Here is a 16449-nt window from a genome sequence, read left to right as displayed (position 1 = left end):
GCGCATGGTGGAAGCCCCACCCAGCACCCCCGAGGACGCGCACGCCCTCTACGTGGACCTGCGAGCGCAGGTCATCAACATGCTGTGCGCCGACCTCATCCACGGCGACCTGTCCCCGTACAACATCCTCATGAGCTATGCGGGGCCGGTCATCATCGACTTCCCGCAGACGGTGGCGGCTGCTCGCAACAACCGCGCGGAGTTCTATTTCCGGCGCGACCTGGACAACGTCCGCAACTTCCTCGCGAGCACCGCGCCCTGGCTGCATGGCGCCGCGGGCGACACGAGCGAAATCTGGAATGCCTATGTGCGCCGGGAGCTCACCCCGGACTTCGTGCCGTCGGGCAATTTCCGGGAGGGGCCTCGCCATCACGGTCGCGGAGGGCCTCGGAACCAGGGGTTCCAGCCCCAGGGTGACGAGCGCAGAGGCGGGTTCCGCCCGCCGCCGCCCGCGCCGGTCGAGCAAGCCGCCGCCCCCCAGCGCGACATGACGCCCGAAGAGGCCGCCGAGGCCGAGCTTCGGGAGTTGGAGGCGCTGGTGCTCAGGCAGGGTGGCGGTGAGCGTGGCAAGCCCGCGGTGGCGGCACCTCCGCCTCGGGGCGGGCGCAACCGGGGTTTTGGAGGAGGCCGACCCCCGCCGAGGGGCGGAGGCAACGGCGCACGACCGCCGCAGAATGGGCAGCGGACGGGCAGCGGTGCGCCTGGGCGCCCAGGCGAGCCGCGTGCGAGTGGTGGCCCCCAGGGCGGCCCGCGCGCGAATGAGCCTCGCGCCTCGAATGGCGGTCCGCGCTCGAACGAGCCTCGTGCGAACGGCAGGTTCCAGAACGGCCCCCGCCAGAATGAGGCGCGTGCGAACGGCAGAGGGATGGGCGGTCCCCAGCCGAATGGGCCGCTCGCGGACAGCGCGCCATCGAGAGGCCCCCGCCAGAACGAACAACACAATGGCCGGCCTCCCCGCGCCAACCCGCGCGGTGGCGCGCCAAGCGTGCCCGGCAATGAGCAGCGTGCGTTCGACAACGGCCGTCCACCACGGACCGAGCCTCGCGGCGACGCCTTCGCCTCACCGACGAACCCGAGGGGTCCTCGCGGTGGAGGGGCTCGCTCCGACCGGAACGAGCGGCGCGGCAATGGCAGGCCGGAGCCTGTCGTCGAGACGCGGTCCATGCCAGGCGCTGCCGCGCAGAATACGGTTCGGGAATCTCGTCCAGGCAACGGCGGCAACGAGGGGGGCCCTCGACAGCCGCGCCAGTCCCAGGGCCGCGGAGGTCCGCGTTCTCCGCGGACTGGCGGGCCCCAGGTCTCCTACGTGGCCCGCCCGTCCTCATCGTCCGACCCAGACTCGCACGAAGCGGGCTCCTGAGCCGTCATTCGGGGCTCCCGGAGCGAACTCCGGGGCCCGCCTTCGAGGACCTCGTGCATGGCACCGGCGGGACAATGGATGGGGACTGCATCACCCCACCCGGACGACCACCTTCCCGAAGTGCGCCCCACTCTTGAGGTACTCGAAGGCAGCGCGTGCCTCGGAGAACTCGAAGACGCGGTCCACCACCGGGCGAACGGTGTGCAACGCGAAGGCCCGGTTGAGCGCGTCGAAGCTCTGCCGGTGGCCCACGAAGATGCCCTGCACCCGCAGGTTCTGCATGAGGATGGGCGTCAGCGGCACCGTCCCCGCGCCACCGCTGAGCACGCCAATCACAGACACCGTGCCGCCGGGCCGGACCGCGCGCAGCGACTTCTCGAAGGTCCCCGCCCCACCCACTTCCACCACGTGGTCCACGCCCACGCCGCCCGTCAGCGCGCGCGCCGCCTTGTCCCAGTCCGGCGTCGTCCCGTAGTTGATGCCTTCATGCGCGCCGAGCGCCTGGGCTCTCGCCAGCTTGGCGTCACTGCTGGAGGTGATGATGATTCGCGCGCCCAGCAGCCTGGCAATCTGTAACGCGAAGATGGACACGCCACCGGTCCCCTGAAGCAAGACGGTGTCTCCCGCCTTCAGCGCCCCATGGGTGACCAGCGCGCTCCACGCCGTCACGGCCGCGCACGGCAGCGTCGCAGCCTCTTCGTCGGTGAGATAGGCGGGCGTGGGCACCGCGCCGTCCTCGTGCAGCAGCACCGTGTCCGAGAGGGCACCGTCCAACGGTCCCCCCAGCGTGCTCACCTGCGCCGCCCGCGTGGGCTCTCCGGCGCTCCAGGCCTGGGAGAAGAGGCTCATCACCCGGTCACCGGGCTTCACCCGCGTCACACCCGGGCCTACCGCGTCCACGACGCCCGCCGCGTCCGAGTTGGGAATGAGCGGCAGCTTCTGCCGGGGGTTGTAACGCCCCTCCACCATCATCAAGTCACGGGAGTTGAGGCTCGTGGCCTTCACGCGCACCCGCACCTGCATGGGGCCTGGAGTCGGGTCCGGCCGTTCGACCTGCACCAGGTTGTCCAACCCGAACCCTGCTTGGATTTCATAGGCTTTCATGGGTGAGGCGTTGTACCGCGCCCCTCCCAATCACGCATACAGTGCGGGGCCACCGTGTCCGTGCTCGTCCTCTTCACGTGTTCGCTGCTGGCCACAGCCCCCACGCCGCGTTTTCCCAAGGGCACCGCGCGCATGGACGTGGGGCCCGCGCCGCATGGCCTACCGGACTGGAATGTCCAGCGCTGCGCGGAATGCCACGCCGTCCAGGTGGACGCCTGGCGACACAGCGGGCACGCCACGGCCCGCGCGGATGACGTCTTCCAGGTCGCGTTGACGGAAGACCGGCCCGGCTGGTGTGTGCAATGTCACGCGCCGCTCGCCCGGAACCTGGAGCGGGGCCCGCTCCCCAAGGACAGTCCTCCCGAGGAACACGGTGTCACCTGCGCCGGCTGCCATGCCCCCACGGGCAACGAAGGCCAGGCACCCGGCATGCCCTGCGCGGGCTGTCACCAATTCGGCTTCCCCGTGCTGACGAGCGCGGGCCAGCGGGTGCGGCTTTCCTCCACGCAGCTTCAACAGGACACAGTGGGAGAGTGGCGCCGCTGGCAGACCCAGAGCGGCGACACGCGCCATTGCACGTCCTGCCACATGCCACAGGGAGACCACGGCTTCGGAGGCACGCGGCGCACCGAGTCCCTCAAGGCCGCGCTCAGGGTGGAACAGGCGGGCGCGTCACTCCGCGTCTCCACGCGCGAGGTGGGCCATGCCTTTCCCTCGGGTGACGTCATGCGCTGGGTGAGCGTGGAGGTCTCCGACGGCCCCCTCTTCGAAACCTCCCGCACGGTGGCCACGTTCGGCCGCAGCCTGGAGGTCCGGGAGTGGCCCCACGAGCTCCTGCCCCACCTGGGCGCGGTGGAGGACACGCGCCTGCTGCCTGGAGAGACACGCCAGGTGCCGCTCCCCAAGGGGGCCCGCTACGCGCGCGTCGTCTACCACCTCGTGTCCCGCGAGCAGGAAGACTCGGGGCTCTACCCGCCGGGCCTGTCCCGGCTCGTGCTCTGGGCCGAGCCCCTTCAACCCTTTCCGCCGTCACACACCCCGAAGGAACGCACGCCATGATTCTCCTGTCGCTCCTCCTCGCCGCGACACCGCCCGTCATGCTCGAACCCAATGCGGGCTCGGCGAACCGGCTGCATCCCCGCCGTGTGACGGCCTCCTCCTTCCTGGAGAACGGCTGGAACAAGCACGCCCAGAACTATCTGCCGCTCTACATCGCGGATGACGACCCGGCCACCGCCTGGGTGGAAGGCGCCAAGGGCCGCGGCGAGGGCGAGGCCATTGAATGGTGGGGACCGGAGCTGTCGCGCGCGAAGTCGTACCGCCTGTTCCTTCGCAATGGCTTCCAGAAGTCCGAAAAGCTCTTCCGCGCCAACGCCCGGCCTCGCAAGGTGAAGCTGGAGCCGCTGGTCCAGGGAGAGACGGGCCCCCAGGTGACGGGCACCGCGCTGGAGATGGAGCTGAAGGACGTCCTCGGCTGGCAGGAAGTCCGCCTGCCCGTTCCGAACAAGGTCCACGGCGTGCGGCTCACGCTCGTCTCCACCTATCCCGGGACGTCCTACGACGACACCTGCCTCAGCGACTTCCGCGTGTACGTGGAGGGGGAAGACCCCTACAAGCCGGAGGCCGAGGCCGCGGCCTTCGAGCAGATCCGCGCCTTCGCGCTCGAGCGGAAGCAGGCCGCCACCCGCAGCGGGAGCGCCTCCAAGATGGAGTGGGCGCCCCGCTACGAGGTGGAGAAGCTGCTCACGCTGGAGCGCTCCCCCGAGGAGGGTGAGCCTCCGCGGGGAAATACCTACGCCGTCGGACTGTTCTCCACGGTTCCGGTGAAGGCCAGCTACAAGTCGGCGCTGGAGCGCGCGAAGAAGGTGGCCGAGCTCTTCGACCGCGCGAGCCTCGACTACGAGGGCCAGGACTCCGAGGCGCGCGCGAAGTGGACACGCGTCAAGCCGGCGCAGCTCAAGGCCCAGACGGCCTCGGCGCGCACGGCCCTGTCCGCCATGGAGAGCGACGGCATCGTGCGCGTCGCGGGGCTGCTCCACCTGGGAGACGCATCCTTCTTCGAGGCGGATGCCAGCCAGGCGCGGATGCTGGCGAGCATCGAGAAGCTGGACAAGAAGGAGGCCCAGCAGACCAAGGCCTGCATCAGCCAGTGTGAGAAGCGCCGCGCGGGGACCCGCGAGGACAGCTCCGGCTGCTCCTGCGCGGACGAGTGCATGGGCTGCGGCGACCCCAACCTCCCCGCGGCAGAGAAGCTCAAACACCAGCTCACCGGCGGCGACTTCCTCCTGGGCTCACTCGCCCGCCCCACGGCGTTCCTGCGTGGCAAGTCCGAGCTCTCCGGGAGCCGGGAGTCCTGGTACGCCTTCCGTCAGACGCTCGTCACCTACGCGGGCGAGAAAGCAGCGGTCGTGCTCACGAACGACCAGACAGACATGATGATGGAGGGCACCGTCGCCCTGCGCATCCATGTCATCGACTGGGGCGAGACGAACGGCAAGGCGAGCCCGACCGCCATCACCAGCTTCCTCGTCTCCGAGACCCGGGTCCAGGTGCTCCGCTACCGCCCGGCGCCTCGGGCCTGAGCCGCCTGAGCGTATCGACGCCCACGGCGGACCCGGCGACCCTGTCCGGAGCCGCCGTGTGCGATTCAGTCCCCGGACTCAGGGCTGCTTCTGGAGTTGCACCGTCAGCGACGTCATGCCGCCAGAAGCACCGATGGTGACGGTACCCGCGGCGAAGTGCTGCTCGGTGAAGCGCATGCCCAGGACATCCGTGATGGTGTCGTCGGACGCCAGGTCCTCGTCCCAGATGCGGAAGGCCCACTGCTCCGCCATCAACTGGCTCGCTCGCGCCGTACACCCGCCCGTGGTCCACGCCGGCGTGTAGCTCTGCACCACGTCCGAGATGAACACGGACGTTCCTCCCGGGCAGGCCATCTCGAGGAACACGTCCGGCGGTGAGCTGTCAGCGTCCCACGCCGAGCCATTGTTGCTGGTGGCAATCTGGGCGGAGACGGGCTGGACGCGCCAGACACCCTCCGGGTCCACGCCGCAGGTCTGGTCCGCCTTGCACACCTGCGCGGTGCCACACGCCCGACACGTGGCCCCTGCCTTGCCGCACGCGGAGGTCGACGTCCCCGTCTGACAGACATTGTTGAAGCAGCAGCCCGCGCAGTTCGAGGCATCACACTGCACCTTCTGCGGCGTGCCGTCAGGGTTGTCGTCATCGCCACCGCAACCAACGAAGGTGGACAGGGCCAGCGCCACGACCATCGCAATCCGGAACATGTTCTCTCGCTTGGAAATCGAGTGAATGTGCAGCTCGACGCGAAAGATGTTCCGGAGCGGGCGGCGTGTATCTACCCCCTGGGTGGTAGGCGGGCCACGGCCTGCCGCGGCGTGAGGATGGCGAAAGACAGGCCCGCCCGGTCCGCCATGGACAACACCCGCTTGTCCTTGCTCACCAGCCACGCCGCTCCGGCTCGCGCGGCCAGGCTCAGGAACTTCTGGTCGTCCCGGTCCCGGCAGCGGGGCAATGACGGCATGGGCGCGGACTCGGCGGACGGCGCCATGTGGACCTGGGCCCGGTACCGCTCGAACGCAGCGGTCCGCTGGGGCGCCCCCAGGCCGGGTTGAAAGTTGCGCGAGGCCAGCACGTAGCCCAGCTCCGCCAGCGTGTCCGCGTCCGTCCAGGCCGTCAGCGTCCCCGCCGCCAGGGCCTCGGCCAGCGGGCGTGTGTAGGGGTCATCGAACACGAAGAGGTCCAGAACCACGTTGGTATCCAGGACCACCGGCAGCGGTGTGAAGGGCATCAGGTGTTCCAATCCGGCCATCATGCCCTCCTGGCGGGCGGGAATCACGGTGCCTGCCCCGTGAGGCCCTTTCCCACGAGGCCTCGCGACGTGGTACCCCCAAGCCGTGAGCGACACCTTCGACAATCTGGGCCTCTCGCGGGAGACGCTGGGCGCCCTGCGCCGCGCGCGTTTCACGCAGCCCACGCCCATCCAGCAGCAGGCCATCCCTCCAGCGCTCGCCGGGAGGGATGTCATCGGCTGCGCGGCCACCGGTACGGGCAAGACGGCCGCGTATGTCCTCCCCCTGGTGGAACGGCTCGCGGGGAAGAAGGGCACGCTCGCGCTGGTGCTGGCCCCCACGCGTGAGCTGGTCCAGCAAATCGCGGAGCCGGTGCGCTTCTTCGCGGAGCCCCGCCGCCTCACGCACGCCACCGTCATTGGCGGTGAGGACATGGGCGCGCAGGTCAACACCCTGAAGACGCTGCCCTCCTTCGTCATCGCCACGCCCGGGCGGCTGGTGGACCTGATGGAGAACACCGCCATCCGCTTCCCGCACCTGGAAGCGCTCGTGCTGGATGAAGCGGACCGGATGCTCGACATGGGCTTCCTGCCGCAGCTCGAACGCATCGTCGCCCACCTGCCTCGCCGCCGGCAGACGCTGCTGTTCTCCGCGACGCTCGGGCCCGACGTCACCCGCTTCGCCAAGAGCCGGCTGTACAGGCCCGTGCGCCTGGAGGTCACCCGCAGCGGCACGCCCGCCGAGCGCGCCGAGCAACGGCTGTACTTCCTCCGCCCCGAGGAGAAGACGCCGCTGCTGCTCACCCTGCTGGCCCAGGACTCGGCGACGGCGCTGGTGTTCACCCGGGCGAAGGAGCGCGTGGACAAGGTCCAGCGGGCGCTCCAGCGCGCGGGACACCGGACCGCGGTGCTGCACGCGGACCGCACGCAGAACCAGCGCAAGCAGGCCATGGAGGGCTTCCGGAACGGCACCTACCGCTGCCTCGTGGCCACCGACATCGCGGCGCGCGGGCTCGACGTGGAGGACGTGGGCCACGTCATCAACTACGACCTGCCCCACGCACCCGAGGACTACGTGCACCGCATCGGCCGCACGGCCCGGGCCGCCGCCAGCGGTGTCGCCTCCACCTTCGCCACCACGCGCGAGGGGCAGGTCATCACGCGCATCGAGCACCTGATGCGCTCGGAGATTCCCCGCGTCCAGGTGCCGCGCGAGGACCCCGTTTTCAAGGAGGCGTGGGAGGCCTTCCTCGCCGCGCAGAAGGACCCGGGTCCTCCGCAGAAGGACCACGGGCAGTCGACGCGCACGCCGGACCAGACACCGGGACGGCACGCGCGCTCGCACGGAAAGCGCCGCTCGTAGGCGCGGAGCGGCCTTGCGTCAGGCCGGCGTGACCGGCGCCTCGCGCGCGAGGGCCTCGCGGAAGAAGGCGCTGCCCTGCGCGAGCTTCGCCATGTAGGGCCGCACGTCCTCGCGTGCCTCGCGGGAGAGCGCGGCGAACGGGATGACGTGTTCGTCCGGCACGTAGCGGAACGTCAGGTTGATGCGGCGGGTGCGGAAGTCCGGCAGCTCCGGGGCCAGCGTCTTGCCTGTGCGCGTGTCCACCCGCTGCACGCGGTGGAACGTCTGGTCCTTCCAGCGCGCGCCGCCGAAGAGCTGGAGCGAGCCGTCATCCAGCCACTGCTCCAGCACCACCGCGTCACGTTCGCCGGGGCGGGAGGACGTGACGAACTGGATGAGGGCACGCTCACCGAAGGACAGCGAGGCCACGGGGCCCGGCTCGAAGTCCTTGTGCTCGCCCACTCGGGCGGTGTCCACCCAGCGCCCGTCCTCCAACCGGCTGCCGTAGAAGTTCACCAGGCAGGTGTTGAGGTGCCAGCGGGGCGGCATGTCCGGCCCGCGGTACATCCGCCGCGCCAGCTCCTCGATTTTCGTCACCTGGCGCTGGAGCACCGCCGGAAAGGGCTCGGCCTGGACGCACCGGTTCAGGATGCCCTTGGGCGGGTGGTAGTAGTCGAGACACGCGAACTGCCAGTTGCCGAGCCAGTACACCGGCCGCAGCAGCCGCCGCTGGGACTGCCCCGGCGGCGGGGGGAAGTGCTTGGAGTAGCGCTCTTCCCACAGCGGGTGGAGCGTCGCGAGCCAGCTCAGCGTCTCCGCGCGGTCGGCGGCGGACATGAAGCTCGCGTTGTAATGGTGGCCGGGGGAGCGCTGACGGGCCTTGTGGGCCAGCGAGCGGCCCTTGTGCGGTGAAAACGCCATGGACGGCCCGTGCCTACCACACTCCGGAACGAACGAGCCCCGTGTCACCACATGGGAGACACGGGGCCCCAGCCTGCATGGCCGGTGGAGGACAGGTCAGCGGCCGTGAGTGATGCCCACGGCGCCCTCGCCCTTCTCGCGAGTCGGTACGACGGTGGGCTGCACCGCCGGAACCGGGCTGGACGCAGCGGTCTGCTCCGCCGGAGCCACCTTGGCGGAAGCGGGCTGCGCCACCGCGGTATTCGTGGCGGCAGGCGTCGTCGCCGAGGCACCTTCCGCCGCGGCGGGGACCACCGCCGACGCCACGTTGACGGCGTTCGCGGGCTTCACCGGCGAAGCCACATTGATGGATGTCCCTCCAGCGGGCTTCACCGCGGCCGCATCCACGGAGTTCCCCACAGCCGACGTCACCACCGGAGTCGACTCCCCAACGGGCGCGGAGGACAACACAGTCGATGCCGCCTCGACGGAGGCCGCGCCCACCGCGGGAACGACGGTGGCCGCCCCCTGCGCCACAGCCCCCGCAGTCCGGACACAACCATTCTCCGCCTTCGCCGCGGGAGCGGCGGCAACCATCGTCGGCGCCACCACGTTCGGCGGCAGGCGCCGGGTGGGCAGCACGAGCGGCGGCGGCATCGGGCAGTGCGTGCAGGGCCCGCGCAGGGGCACGGACAGCCGGTTCCCCGCGCGCAGGAAGTTGTTCTTCATCCGGTTGGCCTTCTTGATCATCGCCACCGACGACCCGTACTTGAGCGCGATGCCGCCCAGCGTGTCACCGTTCCGGATGCGGTGCGTCGTCACATTGTGCTCCGGCTGGAGCGCCAGGAACGGCTGCACCCGGCGGCCCAGCTCCTGGGCACGCGGGTTGTGGAAGCGGATGTGGAAGTGGTCGCGGTGGCCGCGGGCATGCCGGACGATGCCCGTGGGGCCGTCATTGAAAATCGAGGCCAACCACGCCTTGTCCTCGCCCGCGCGCACGGCGTGGTCGTAGATGACCTTCCGCACGCGACGGTCGACGAGAATCATCTGCACGTCCGTCTTCACGAGCACCGAGCGGATGAACTCCCAGTTCATGGCCACGTCAATGACGTGCTCGCGCGCGCGGGTCCGGATGGGGTCCACCGTCGGGTAGTAGAAGCCCACGTCCACGTCACGGCCGTTCTGGTGGCTCTTGTGAGGGCGCATGTAGCCGCCCTCCTTGTGGCTCATCCCGTTGACCCGCAGCGGGGGCGCATTCGGGAAGCGGGCGCGCACGTCGCGGATGGCGTCGGCCAGGTAGTTGACGGTCTCCTCGGTGGCCCAGGCGCCCGCGGGAGTGACGACAATCCAGTCGTCCCCCTGGGGGAACTGCCTGGCGTTCACCAGCCGGCCGCTGTGCGCGAAGCCCACGGCCATGGAGCCCAGCGAGGCAATCTCGTCCTTCCACTGCCGCGCCAGCTCCTCATCGGAGATGTCAGCCGTGTAGAGCGGCCCTGTCGAAGCGGCGCCCGCGGCCACGGCGTCCGGCGTCTCCTTCTCGCCGTCGTCGCCCTCGCCCTCGGCCAGCTCCTCCTCCTCGGACTCCAGGTCCTCCGCGCTCAACGCGCAGTCCTCCGCGGTGGATGTGGGCGCGGAAGCAGCCTCCGCCACCGGGGCTACCGGCTCGGTGGCGGAAGCGGACGCCAGCGGAGGAGCCTCGGGTAGCGGCTCGGCGGCGGCCACGGGGACGGAGTCCTGGGCACGCACGGCGGCGGCCGGCGCAGTGCCAGCGTGGGGGGAGATACGCGCGGCACAGCCGGCGCAAACGAGGAGGAGCCAGATTGGGTAACGCACCGGGCCGGAGGATGGCCCGGAATCCGGCTGGGCACAAAGCACCGTCCGGGAAATCTGGCCGCCCCCGGCGCTGGAAAGCGCTCCGAGAGCGGCCCGCTCGTACCTTCAGAGCGGACAGGCCCCTGCCCGCCTGCCCACCAACAAGGCGCTACGGCGTGGGTTCGGCGTGTGCGACGTCCAGGGCGAGCTCAATCATCTCGTCGAACGTCGTCTGCCGCTCCTGCGGCGTGAGACTCTCCCCGGTGATGATGTGGTCCGACACCGTGAGCAGCCCCAGCGCGCGCGCGCCCGACTCCGCGGCCACGCCGTAGAGGCCGGCGACCTCCATCTCGACGGCCAGGACCCCCATCCGCGCCAGGGTGGCGTTGAGCTGCGCCTGCGGGTGGTAGAAGAGGTCGGAGGTGAAGACGGGGCCGGCGCGCACAGGCTTGTTGCGCCGCTCCGCCGCCTCCACGGCCCGACGCGCGAGCGTGAAGTCCGCCACCGCGGCGAAGTCATGCCCCATCAGCCGCATCCGATTCACGTTGGAGTCCGTACCGGCCCCTGTCGCGACGATGACCTCCCGGACCTTCACGTCGGTGCTCAGCGCGCCGCAGCTGCCCACGCGGATGAGGACGCGCGCCCCATACGTCTTGATGAGCTCGGTGGCGTAGATGGAGATGGAGGGAACGCCCATGCCGTGCCCCATCACCGACACGCGCCGGCCCCGGAAGGTCCCGGTGAAGCCGAGCATGTTGCGCACGGAGGTGACCTCGCGGGCACCTTCCAGGAAGCGGTCGGAGATGTAACGAGCGCGGAGCGGGTCGCCAGGCATGAGGACCACGTCAGCGAAGTCGCCAGGGGCAGCGGAGATATGAGGAGTCGCCATGGGCGCACCATATACCGCGCTCAGGGCCCGGCCACCCAGGCTACGTGGAAGTGGGCGTCCAGCGTGGCGCCGGGGAAGCTCGCCGGCAGCGGCGGGAAGGGCGCCGCCTTCTTCACGGCTGACAGCGCGGCGGCATCCCACGTCTTCGAACCGGACTCCGTGGAAACGTCGGCGGAGAGGAGCTTGCCGTCCCGGCCAATCACGGCCCGGACCACCGTCTTCTTCCCCAGACCGGGCGTCCCCTTGGCACCGGGTTGCCGCCACTTCCCCGCGACGCGCGAGTAGACCTTCTGCTGGTAGTCAGCGCTGGTCAGGTCCTGCTGGAAGAAGGCCTGGAGTTGCGGACTGCCCGCGGCGGCCAGGGCCATGGGCGACAGGGCCAGGACGAGCACGGCGGCGAGCGCCAGGCGGCCATTTCGGAACAGGGTTTCCAAGAGCATTCCCTCGTCAAGAAAAGGCCAATGGTAGTCCGCCAGCGTGCGCCCTCCAACGGGCCGGAGCCGGGCCCGGATGCGCTCGCCGCCGGGGATGAACACCCCATGCCCAGCATGAGGCTTCGTTGCCAGGAAGGGAGCTCGCGGCCATGTCCATCCATCCAGCGGGTGCGTCCACCGCCGCGCCCCTTCCGCCCCTGTCACCAGGAGCCCCGCTGATCGGACATCTCCGTGCCCTGAGAAAGGACCCGCTCCACTTCCTGCAAGCCCAGGTGCGGGAATACGGCGACGTGGTGCGCCTCCCCATGGGGCCCGCCGACCTCGTCCTGGTGGCGCACCCGGATGGCGTGCGCCACGTCCTTCAAGACCATGCGCGCAACTACAGCAAGCAGTCGCGCGGCTTCAGGGTGCTTCAAGAACTGCTGGGCCACGGCCTGCTCACCAGCGAGGGGGACCATTGGCTGCGGCAGCGCCGGCTCGCGCAACCGGCTTTCCATCGCCAACGGGTCGCGGGCTTCACGAGGACCATGGTGGACGCGGCTGCGGACCTCGCCGCCACGCTGGAGGCCCGCGCCGACACGGGCGCCGCGTTCAATGTGGCCGAGGACTTCACCCGCCTGGCGCTTCGCATCGCCAGCACGACACTGTTCGGCGCCGATGTCAGCGGCGCCGCGCATGACATCGCGACGGTGATGAGCCGGCTGCAAGTGTTTGTCTACAAGCGGCTCACACAACCCGTGCCGCTTTCCTTGCGCCTTCCGCTTCCCGCCCATCGGCGGTTCGAGCGAGACGTCGGCAGCCTCAACCGCGTGGTGCACGGCATCATCGCGAGGCGACGGCGCGAGAGCGGTGAGCACCACGACCTGCTGCAGATGATGATGGAGGCACACGACGACGACACGGGCGAGCGGATGAGCGACGCGCAGCTCCGCGACGAGGTCCTGACCCTGCTGCTCGCCGGCCACGAAACGACGGCGAGCGCGCTGGCATGGACCATCATGCTGTTGTCCCAACACCCGGGGGTGCGCAGGGACATGGAGTCGGAGCTGGCACGTGAGCTGGGTGGCCGCCCCCCCACGCACGAGGACCTGCCCCGGCTGGAACTCACCCACCGCGTGGTGGACGAATCCTTGCGGCTCTATCCACCGGCCTGGGCCCTCTCTCGAATCGCCACCGAGGAGGACCTCCTGGGCGGATTCCGGATTCCCAAAGGCGCCCATCTGTTGCTCGCCCCCTGGGTGACACACCGGCACCCGAGCATCTGGGACAATCCCGAAGGCTTCGACCCGGATCGCTTCCTTCCCGAACGGGAGCAGGCGCGTCCACGCTTCGCCTGGTTCCCTTTCGGCGGTGGGCCACGTCAGTGCATCGGCAACCAGTTCGCGATGATGGAGTTGGTATTGGTGCTGGCCACCCTGCTCCAACGCGTCCGGCTGAACCTGACGCCGGGCCAGGTCATCCACCCCATGCCCGCCATCACCCTGCGCCCCAGGCCCGGCGTCTGGGTCACGGCTTCGCGGCCCTGAATGACTCCTGGTTGCATCAGACGCGGTAGGAGCCGGATGGGGCGGCACAGAAATCACCGCAATCCCCGCGCCCCAGGAGGCGGGGGCACGCCCGGATTGGTGGAACGCAAGCCGCGAGGCCGTTGAGGTATAGCGACCGCATGACGTCCTCTCCTCCCCCGCCCCCGGGCGCGGTCGCCTTCGTGGACCGCTGGCGCGAGCTGTTCGATGCCTGTGACTGGTCCGGCCTGCGGGCGCACGAACACCCCGACTTTCCCGAGGCTGGCCCTCCTCGTCAGAACGACAGCTTCATCCGCGGACTTGGCAAGAGCGGCTTCCGGGTCACGAGCGCGACGCTGAAGCCCTTCGTGCAGCCCCGGTGGTCCGTCTTCCGCACGCAGCGCCTGCACCCGCAACCGACGTACTGGTGTGACCTGGTGTTGAAGGACGCGAAGGGCCACGAGACCGAGGCCTTCATCGCCCTGGCTCCGTGGGAGGGCACCGAGGGTGCCTTCCGCGCCTCGTACTACGTCGCGATTCCCCCGAAGAAGAAGGTCGCCCCGTTGGACCTGGGCAAGGAGCGCCAGCGCGTCGCAAAGTTCCTCGCCAAGGCGGTGAAGGACTTCGCCCGGGTCCAGGACGCACGGCCGCTCCAGCGACTGGAGCTCCAGTACTCCACCGACAATGGGACGCTGAACGTGAGCTTCGACCTCGACCCGGCGGCCGAGCCGGGACGTGGCGGCGCGATGACCCATTTCGGCTTCGCGGAGCTCCTCGTCCCGCGCTGGGCCGACGTGAAGGAGCACAGGCCGTCCCTGGTGGGCCGCGATGGCGCGAAGCTCGCGGCCCGCGAGGATGGGACCTGGGGCACGCCCGAGGCGCACGCGAAACTCGAGGAGCACTTGGGGAAGATGCTCGTCGCGACGCTGCTCGAGATGCGGGACAGCGGCCAGTTCGAGGCCCTGCGCGCCTCGGCCACCGCGGAGCTGGGGGTCGAGGAGTACGAAGGCCACTTCGGCTGGCCCGACTACGAGGAGCGCGGGCGCGAGAACAGGATTGCGTCGTCCCCGTAGCGCCGCGCGTGGAGGCACGGCTCGGAGGCCCCCGCCCTCTGGGTGATGGAGGGGGACTCCACGCCGCCGGTCCGTGGCCCGGAGCGCCCCGGCTACCGCGAAGTGGGGGGCGATGACGCGGCCCCACAGCGGCAGCGCAGCGCGCGGGTCGGGCGCGGAGGCAGCCGAGACGCCTCAGCGCGTGCCGGTCGCCGCGTGGCCGCCCACACCCCAGAAGAACAGGTCGATCTTGCCCTTCCCCGCATCGTGGCGCGCCATGTACTTGAGGTCAGCATCGAGCTGGACGGCGAAATAGCGCTCGCCGGGTTGCGCAAACCAGGGGCGGATCTCCGTCAACCGGCCCGTCGTCCCGCCCCAGCTGTAGGTGCCGTTGGCGCGGATGGTCAGGGTGTTCATGGCGGCGCCTTGCGTATAGTTGCGATAGATGCGGCTGCCGTCGGTGCTGTACCAGATGCCGCCGGGCACCCACAGATTCCAGCGCCCCACCATGCCGGCCGGGACCTTGCCCTGCGGCTGGACGACCTCCGGATTGTCCATCGCCCGGGGATCGACCTGCTGGGCGGTGGGGCTGGACCCGAGCCCCGGCTGGGACTGAGCGGGCTTGTCCGGCGCGGGCGGCGTCGGCGCGGGGGATTGCGCCGGCGGGCGCGTCTGGGCCTGCGGCTGCTGTTGCGGCGGTTGCGACCATTGCTCGGTCTTTGTCGGCTGCGACCACTGCCCCGTCTGCGCGATCGCCGGCGCGCAGGCCAAGACGACAAACGACACTGCCAGCACCGACCTTCCAGACATGTTCGACCTCATCCGTTCCATCGCGTGTCACGCATTGTGGCAAGGCAAGGCCCTGGGTTCGCCGGGCGCGTCGTGAGCCGCGCCTTTGACGTCCCCGCATGCGGACCCTGGCCGCAAAATCCTGAAGCTCGACAACCCGAATTGTCGCGATTTTCACTCTCGCAGGCGATGTGAAGAAAATCAGCGGGAAATGCGCGCCTCCTTCCAGGGGGGCGGGGCCCCTGCGGCACGTGAACGGACACACCGCTGCCGTGCGCGTGGCGGGAGAGCGCGACGCCGAAGGCTGAGGGGTGAGGCCCTTACTGCCAGAAGCGAGGCCGGTGCGGCCCGCACCGCGCAGGCGCTGCGCGAGGGACTCGAGGAGCCCCCCGTCCCGAGCACCAAGCCCGTCGCCCAGATCCCCGGCCGCGGCAGCCCCCTCAAACTGCTCCTGCCCCCCAGGAGGCTTCCCTGCCTGGCAATCGGGAGCAGCGCGTTGCGCTGGCAGCCCCCGTCCCCCCGAATACAAGACAGGCAGGCGCGGCGTGCCACGCGTCGTTCGAGTTGCATCCCCGCGTGCTGTCCGAGACATTGCCCGCGGAGTAGGGATGATGCTCGGCTACCAGACGAATCCACAGTGGCGAGACATGTCTGACTTCGTGGTTCACTTCACGAAGCCGGGACCGCCCTGTCTCGACGCCTACCAGAACATGATGAGCATCCTCGGCGCCCGGACGCTCATCCCCGGCGCCGAGGGCTTCGGCATCGCCCGCCGAGAGCCCGCCGTCGCCGAGCGCCACCGCTCCGTGTGCTTCAGCGAGATTCCCCTGGACCAGCTCGCCCGGCTCGTCCAGCGCCGCAGCCTGTATGGCATTGGCTTCAGCAAGAGCTACATCCTCTCCCAGGGCGGCGGCCCTGTCTGGTACGTCCAGTACGCCTCCCCCGCGCACCTCGCCCTGAAGCATCAGGTGGAGCGCGCGCTCGCGGCGCCTTCGCCCCAGCAAGAGCCCATCTGGTCCATGACGCCCTTCGTGGACATCCAGGGCGACCACCACAACGCGCCCTACAGCTATCGCTTCGACTGGGAGCGCGAGTGGCGCGTGCCGGGCCTGCTCCGCTTCACCGAGTACGACGTCGCCGCCCTCTTCCTGCCCGAGGAGCTCCACGACACCGCCCGCGAGTTCTTCACCTGGGCCGTGCGGGAGAAGGCGGGCCCCGGCTACTTCTGCCCCTGCCTGGACCCGCTGTGGAAGTCGGACCAGATCGCCGAGGCGCTCGCGAAGCACGCCTCTGATTCCGTGCGCCTCAAGGCCGGCTAGCCACCTCGAAGCGAGCTGGCCCAGGGAGGTTGCCCACCGGACACCGCGTATCCCGTCATTGCCTCACTGGGCGCCCTCCCTCCGGCGGCGTCCACGAGCCGACAACGGGCGGCACCGCGGGGGGTGCCAGGC

General features: G+C 70.0%; 15 protein-coding genes. 7 read left to right on the top strand and 8 right to left on the bottom strand.

Going from position 1 to position 16449, the window contains the following annotated elements:
* The coding region (locus HNV26_RS23865) for an RIO1 family regulatory kinase/ATPase domain-containing protein (RefSeq protein ID WP_171452875.1) at positions 1-1360 on the top strand (1360 nt) is incomplete at its 5' end.
* 90 nt (positions 1361-1450) lie between these two features.
* On the opposite strand, the gene HNV26_RS23860 is transcribed toward HNV26_RS23865, so the two are convergent.
* Entirely contained in the window at positions 1451-2464 is a 1014-nt protein-coding gene (locus tag HNV26_RS23860; protein ID WP_171440821.1) for a zinc-dependent alcohol dehydrogenase family protein, read from the bottom strand.
* Positions 2465-2518: 54 nt separating this feature from the next.
* On the opposite strand from HNV26_RS23860, the gene HNV26_RS23855 reads away from it, so the two are divergent.
* Both HNV26_RS23855 and HNV26_RS23850 read left to right on the top strand, forming a co-directional pair.
* On the top strand, positions 2519-3523 hold the full coding sequence (locus HNV26_RS23855) for a multiheme c-type cytochrome (protein WP_171440822.1): 1005 nt from the start codon (positions 2519-2521) through the stop codon (positions 3521-3523).
* On the top strand, positions 3520-5046 hold the full coding sequence (locus HNV26_RS23850) for an NADase-type glycan-binding domain-containing protein (RefSeq protein WP_171440823.1): 1527 nt from the start codon (positions 3520-3522) through the stop codon (positions 5044-5046). The genes HNV26_RS23855 and HNV26_RS23850 overlap by 4 nt, the downstream gene beginning before the upstream one ends.
* A gap of 78 nt (positions 5047-5124) precedes the next feature.
* On the opposite strand, the gene HNV26_RS23845 is transcribed toward HNV26_RS23850, so the two are convergent.
* Together HNV26_RS23845 and HNV26_RS23840 are read right to left on the bottom strand one after the other, a co-directional pair.
* On the bottom strand, positions 5125-5751 hold the full coding sequence (locus HNV26_RS23845; protein ID WP_171440824.1) for a hypothetical protein: 627 nt from the start codon (positions 5749-5751) through the stop codon (positions 5125-5127).
* 71 nt (positions 5752-5822) lie between these two features.
* The gene (locus HNV26_RS23840) at positions 5823-6296 is read right to left on the bottom strand and encodes a putative toxin-antitoxin system toxin component, PIN family (RefSeq protein ID WP_253816968.1); all 474 of its coding nucleotides are present in this window, start codon (positions 6294-6296) and stop codon (positions 5823-5825) included.
* An 85-nt stretch (positions 6297-6381) separates the two neighbouring features.
* Here HNV26_RS23840 and HNV26_RS23835 point away from each other — a divergent pair, with 85 nt between their 5' ends.
* Positions 6382-7638 (top strand): DEAD/DEAH box helicase, encoded by a 1257-nt coding sequence (locus tag HNV26_RS23835; RefSeq protein WP_171440826.1) that lies wholly within the window; start codon positions 6382-6384, stop codon positions 7636-7638.
* Between the two features lie 18 nt (positions 7639-7656).
* On the opposite strand, the gene HNV26_RS23830 is transcribed toward HNV26_RS23835, so the two are convergent.
* From HNV26_RS23830 to HNV26_RS23815, 4 genes are all read right to left on the bottom strand, one after another.
* Positions 7657-8538, bottom strand: a complete 882-nt coding sequence (locus tag HNV26_RS23830) for an alpha-ketoglutarate-dependent dioxygenase AlkB (RefSeq protein ID WP_171440827.1) — start codon at positions 8536-8538, stop codon at positions 7657-7659.
* Between the two features lie 96 nt (positions 8539-8634).
* Positions 8635-10263: a penicillin-insensitive murein endopeptidase gene (locus HNV26_RS23825; RefSeq protein WP_366816932.1), complete on the bottom strand. Its 1629-nt coding sequence runs from the start codon at positions 10261-10263 to the stop codon at positions 8635-8637.
* 235 nt (positions 10264-10498) lie between these two features.
* Complete coding sequence (gene deoD / locus HNV26_RS23820) at positions 10499-11218, bottom strand: purine-nucleoside phosphorylase (RefSeq protein ID WP_140861701.1); 720 nt, start codon at positions 11216-11218, stop codon at positions 10499-10501.
* Between the two features lie 20 nt (positions 11219-11238).
* Complete coding sequence (locus HNV26_RS23815; RefSeq protein WP_171440829.1) at positions 11239-11658, bottom strand: energy transducer TonB; 420 nt, start codon at positions 11656-11658, stop codon at positions 11239-11241.
* Positions 11659-11801: 143 nt separating this feature from the next.
* Here HNV26_RS23815 and HNV26_RS23810 point away from each other — a divergent pair, with 143 nt between their 5' ends.
* Positions 11802-13178 (top strand): cytochrome P450, encoded by a 1377-nt coding sequence (locus HNV26_RS23810; protein WP_171440830.1) that lies wholly within the window; start codon positions 11802-11804, stop codon positions 13176-13178.
* A gap of 140 nt (positions 13179-13318) precedes the next feature.
* A complete protein-coding gene (locus HNV26_RS23805) occupies positions 13319-14230 on the top strand; it encodes a hypothetical protein (protein WP_171440831.1) in 912 nt (303 codons plus the stop codon).
* 174 nt (positions 14231-14404) lie between these two features.
* On the opposite strand, the gene HNV26_RS23800 is transcribed toward HNV26_RS23805, so the two are convergent.
* A complete protein-coding gene (locus tag HNV26_RS23800; RefSeq protein ID WP_253816967.1) occupies positions 14405-15019 on the bottom strand; it encodes a hypothetical protein in 615 nt (204 codons plus the stop codon).
* Positions 15020-15645: 626 nt separating this feature from the next.
* Here HNV26_RS23800 and HNV26_RS23795 point away from each other — a divergent pair.
* Positions 15646-16317: an abortive infection system antitoxin AbiGi family protein gene (locus HNV26_RS23795; protein WP_253816966.1), complete on the top strand. Its 672-nt coding sequence runs from the start codon at positions 15646-15648 to the stop codon at positions 16315-16317.
* The last annotated feature ends 132 nt before the right edge of the window (positions 16318-16449 follow it).

It is taken from the genome of Myxococcus xanthus (assembly GCF_013116825.1).
Taxonomy (GTDB): Bacteria; Myxococcota; Myxococcia; order Myxococcales; family Myxococcaceae; genus Myxococcus; species Myxococcus xanthus_B.
This window is presented reverse-complemented; position numbering and strand designations above follow the sequence as displayed.

Excerpts from the sequence above, each read along its gene's own strand:
- HNV26_RS23810 (WP_171440830.1), top strand. The coding sequence starts at position 11,802 with ATGTCCATCCATCCAGCGGGTGCGTCCACCGCCGCGCCCCTTCCGCCC.
- HNV26_RS23845 (WP_171440824.1), bottom strand. The coding sequence starts at position 5,751 with ATGTTCCGGATTGCGATGGTCGTGGCGCTGGCCCTGTCCACCTTCGTT.
- deoD (WP_140861701.1), bottom strand. The coding sequence starts at position 11,218 with ATGGCGACTCCTCATATCTCCGCTGCCCCTGGCGACTTCGCTGACGTG.
- HNV26_RS23860 (WP_171440821.1), bottom strand. The coding sequence starts at position 2,464 with ATGAAAGCCTATGAAATCCAAGCAGGGTTCGGGTTGGACAACCTGGTG.
- HNV26_RS23805 (WP_171440831.1), top strand. The coding sequence starts at position 13,319 with ATGACGTCCTCTCCTCCCCCGCCCCCGGGCGCGGTCGCCTTCGTGGAC.
- HNV26_RS23795 (WP_253816966.1), top strand. The coding sequence starts at position 15,646 with ATGTCTGACTTCGTGGTTCACTTCACGAAGCCGGGACCGCCCTGTCTC.
- HNV26_RS23815 (WP_171440829.1), bottom strand. The coding sequence starts at position 11,658 with ATGCTCTTGGAAACCCTGTTCCGAAATGGCCGCCTGGCGCTCGCCGCC.
- HNV26_RS23850 (WP_171440823.1), top strand. The coding sequence starts at position 3,520 with ATGATTCTCCTGTCGCTCCTCCTCGCCGCGACACCGCCCGTCATGCTC.
- HNV26_RS23840 (WP_253816968.1), bottom strand. The coding sequence starts at position 6,296 with ATGGCCGGATTGGAACACCTGATGCCCTTCACACCGCTGCCGGTGGTC.
- HNV26_RS23800 (WP_253816967.1), bottom strand. The coding sequence starts at position 15,019 with ATGTCTGGAAGGTCGGTGCTGGCAGTGTCGTTTGTCGTCTTGGCCTGC.
- HNV26_RS23830 (WP_171440827.1), bottom strand. The coding sequence starts at position 8,538 with ATGGCGTTTTCACCGCACAAGGGCCGCTCGCTGGCCCACAAGGCCCGT.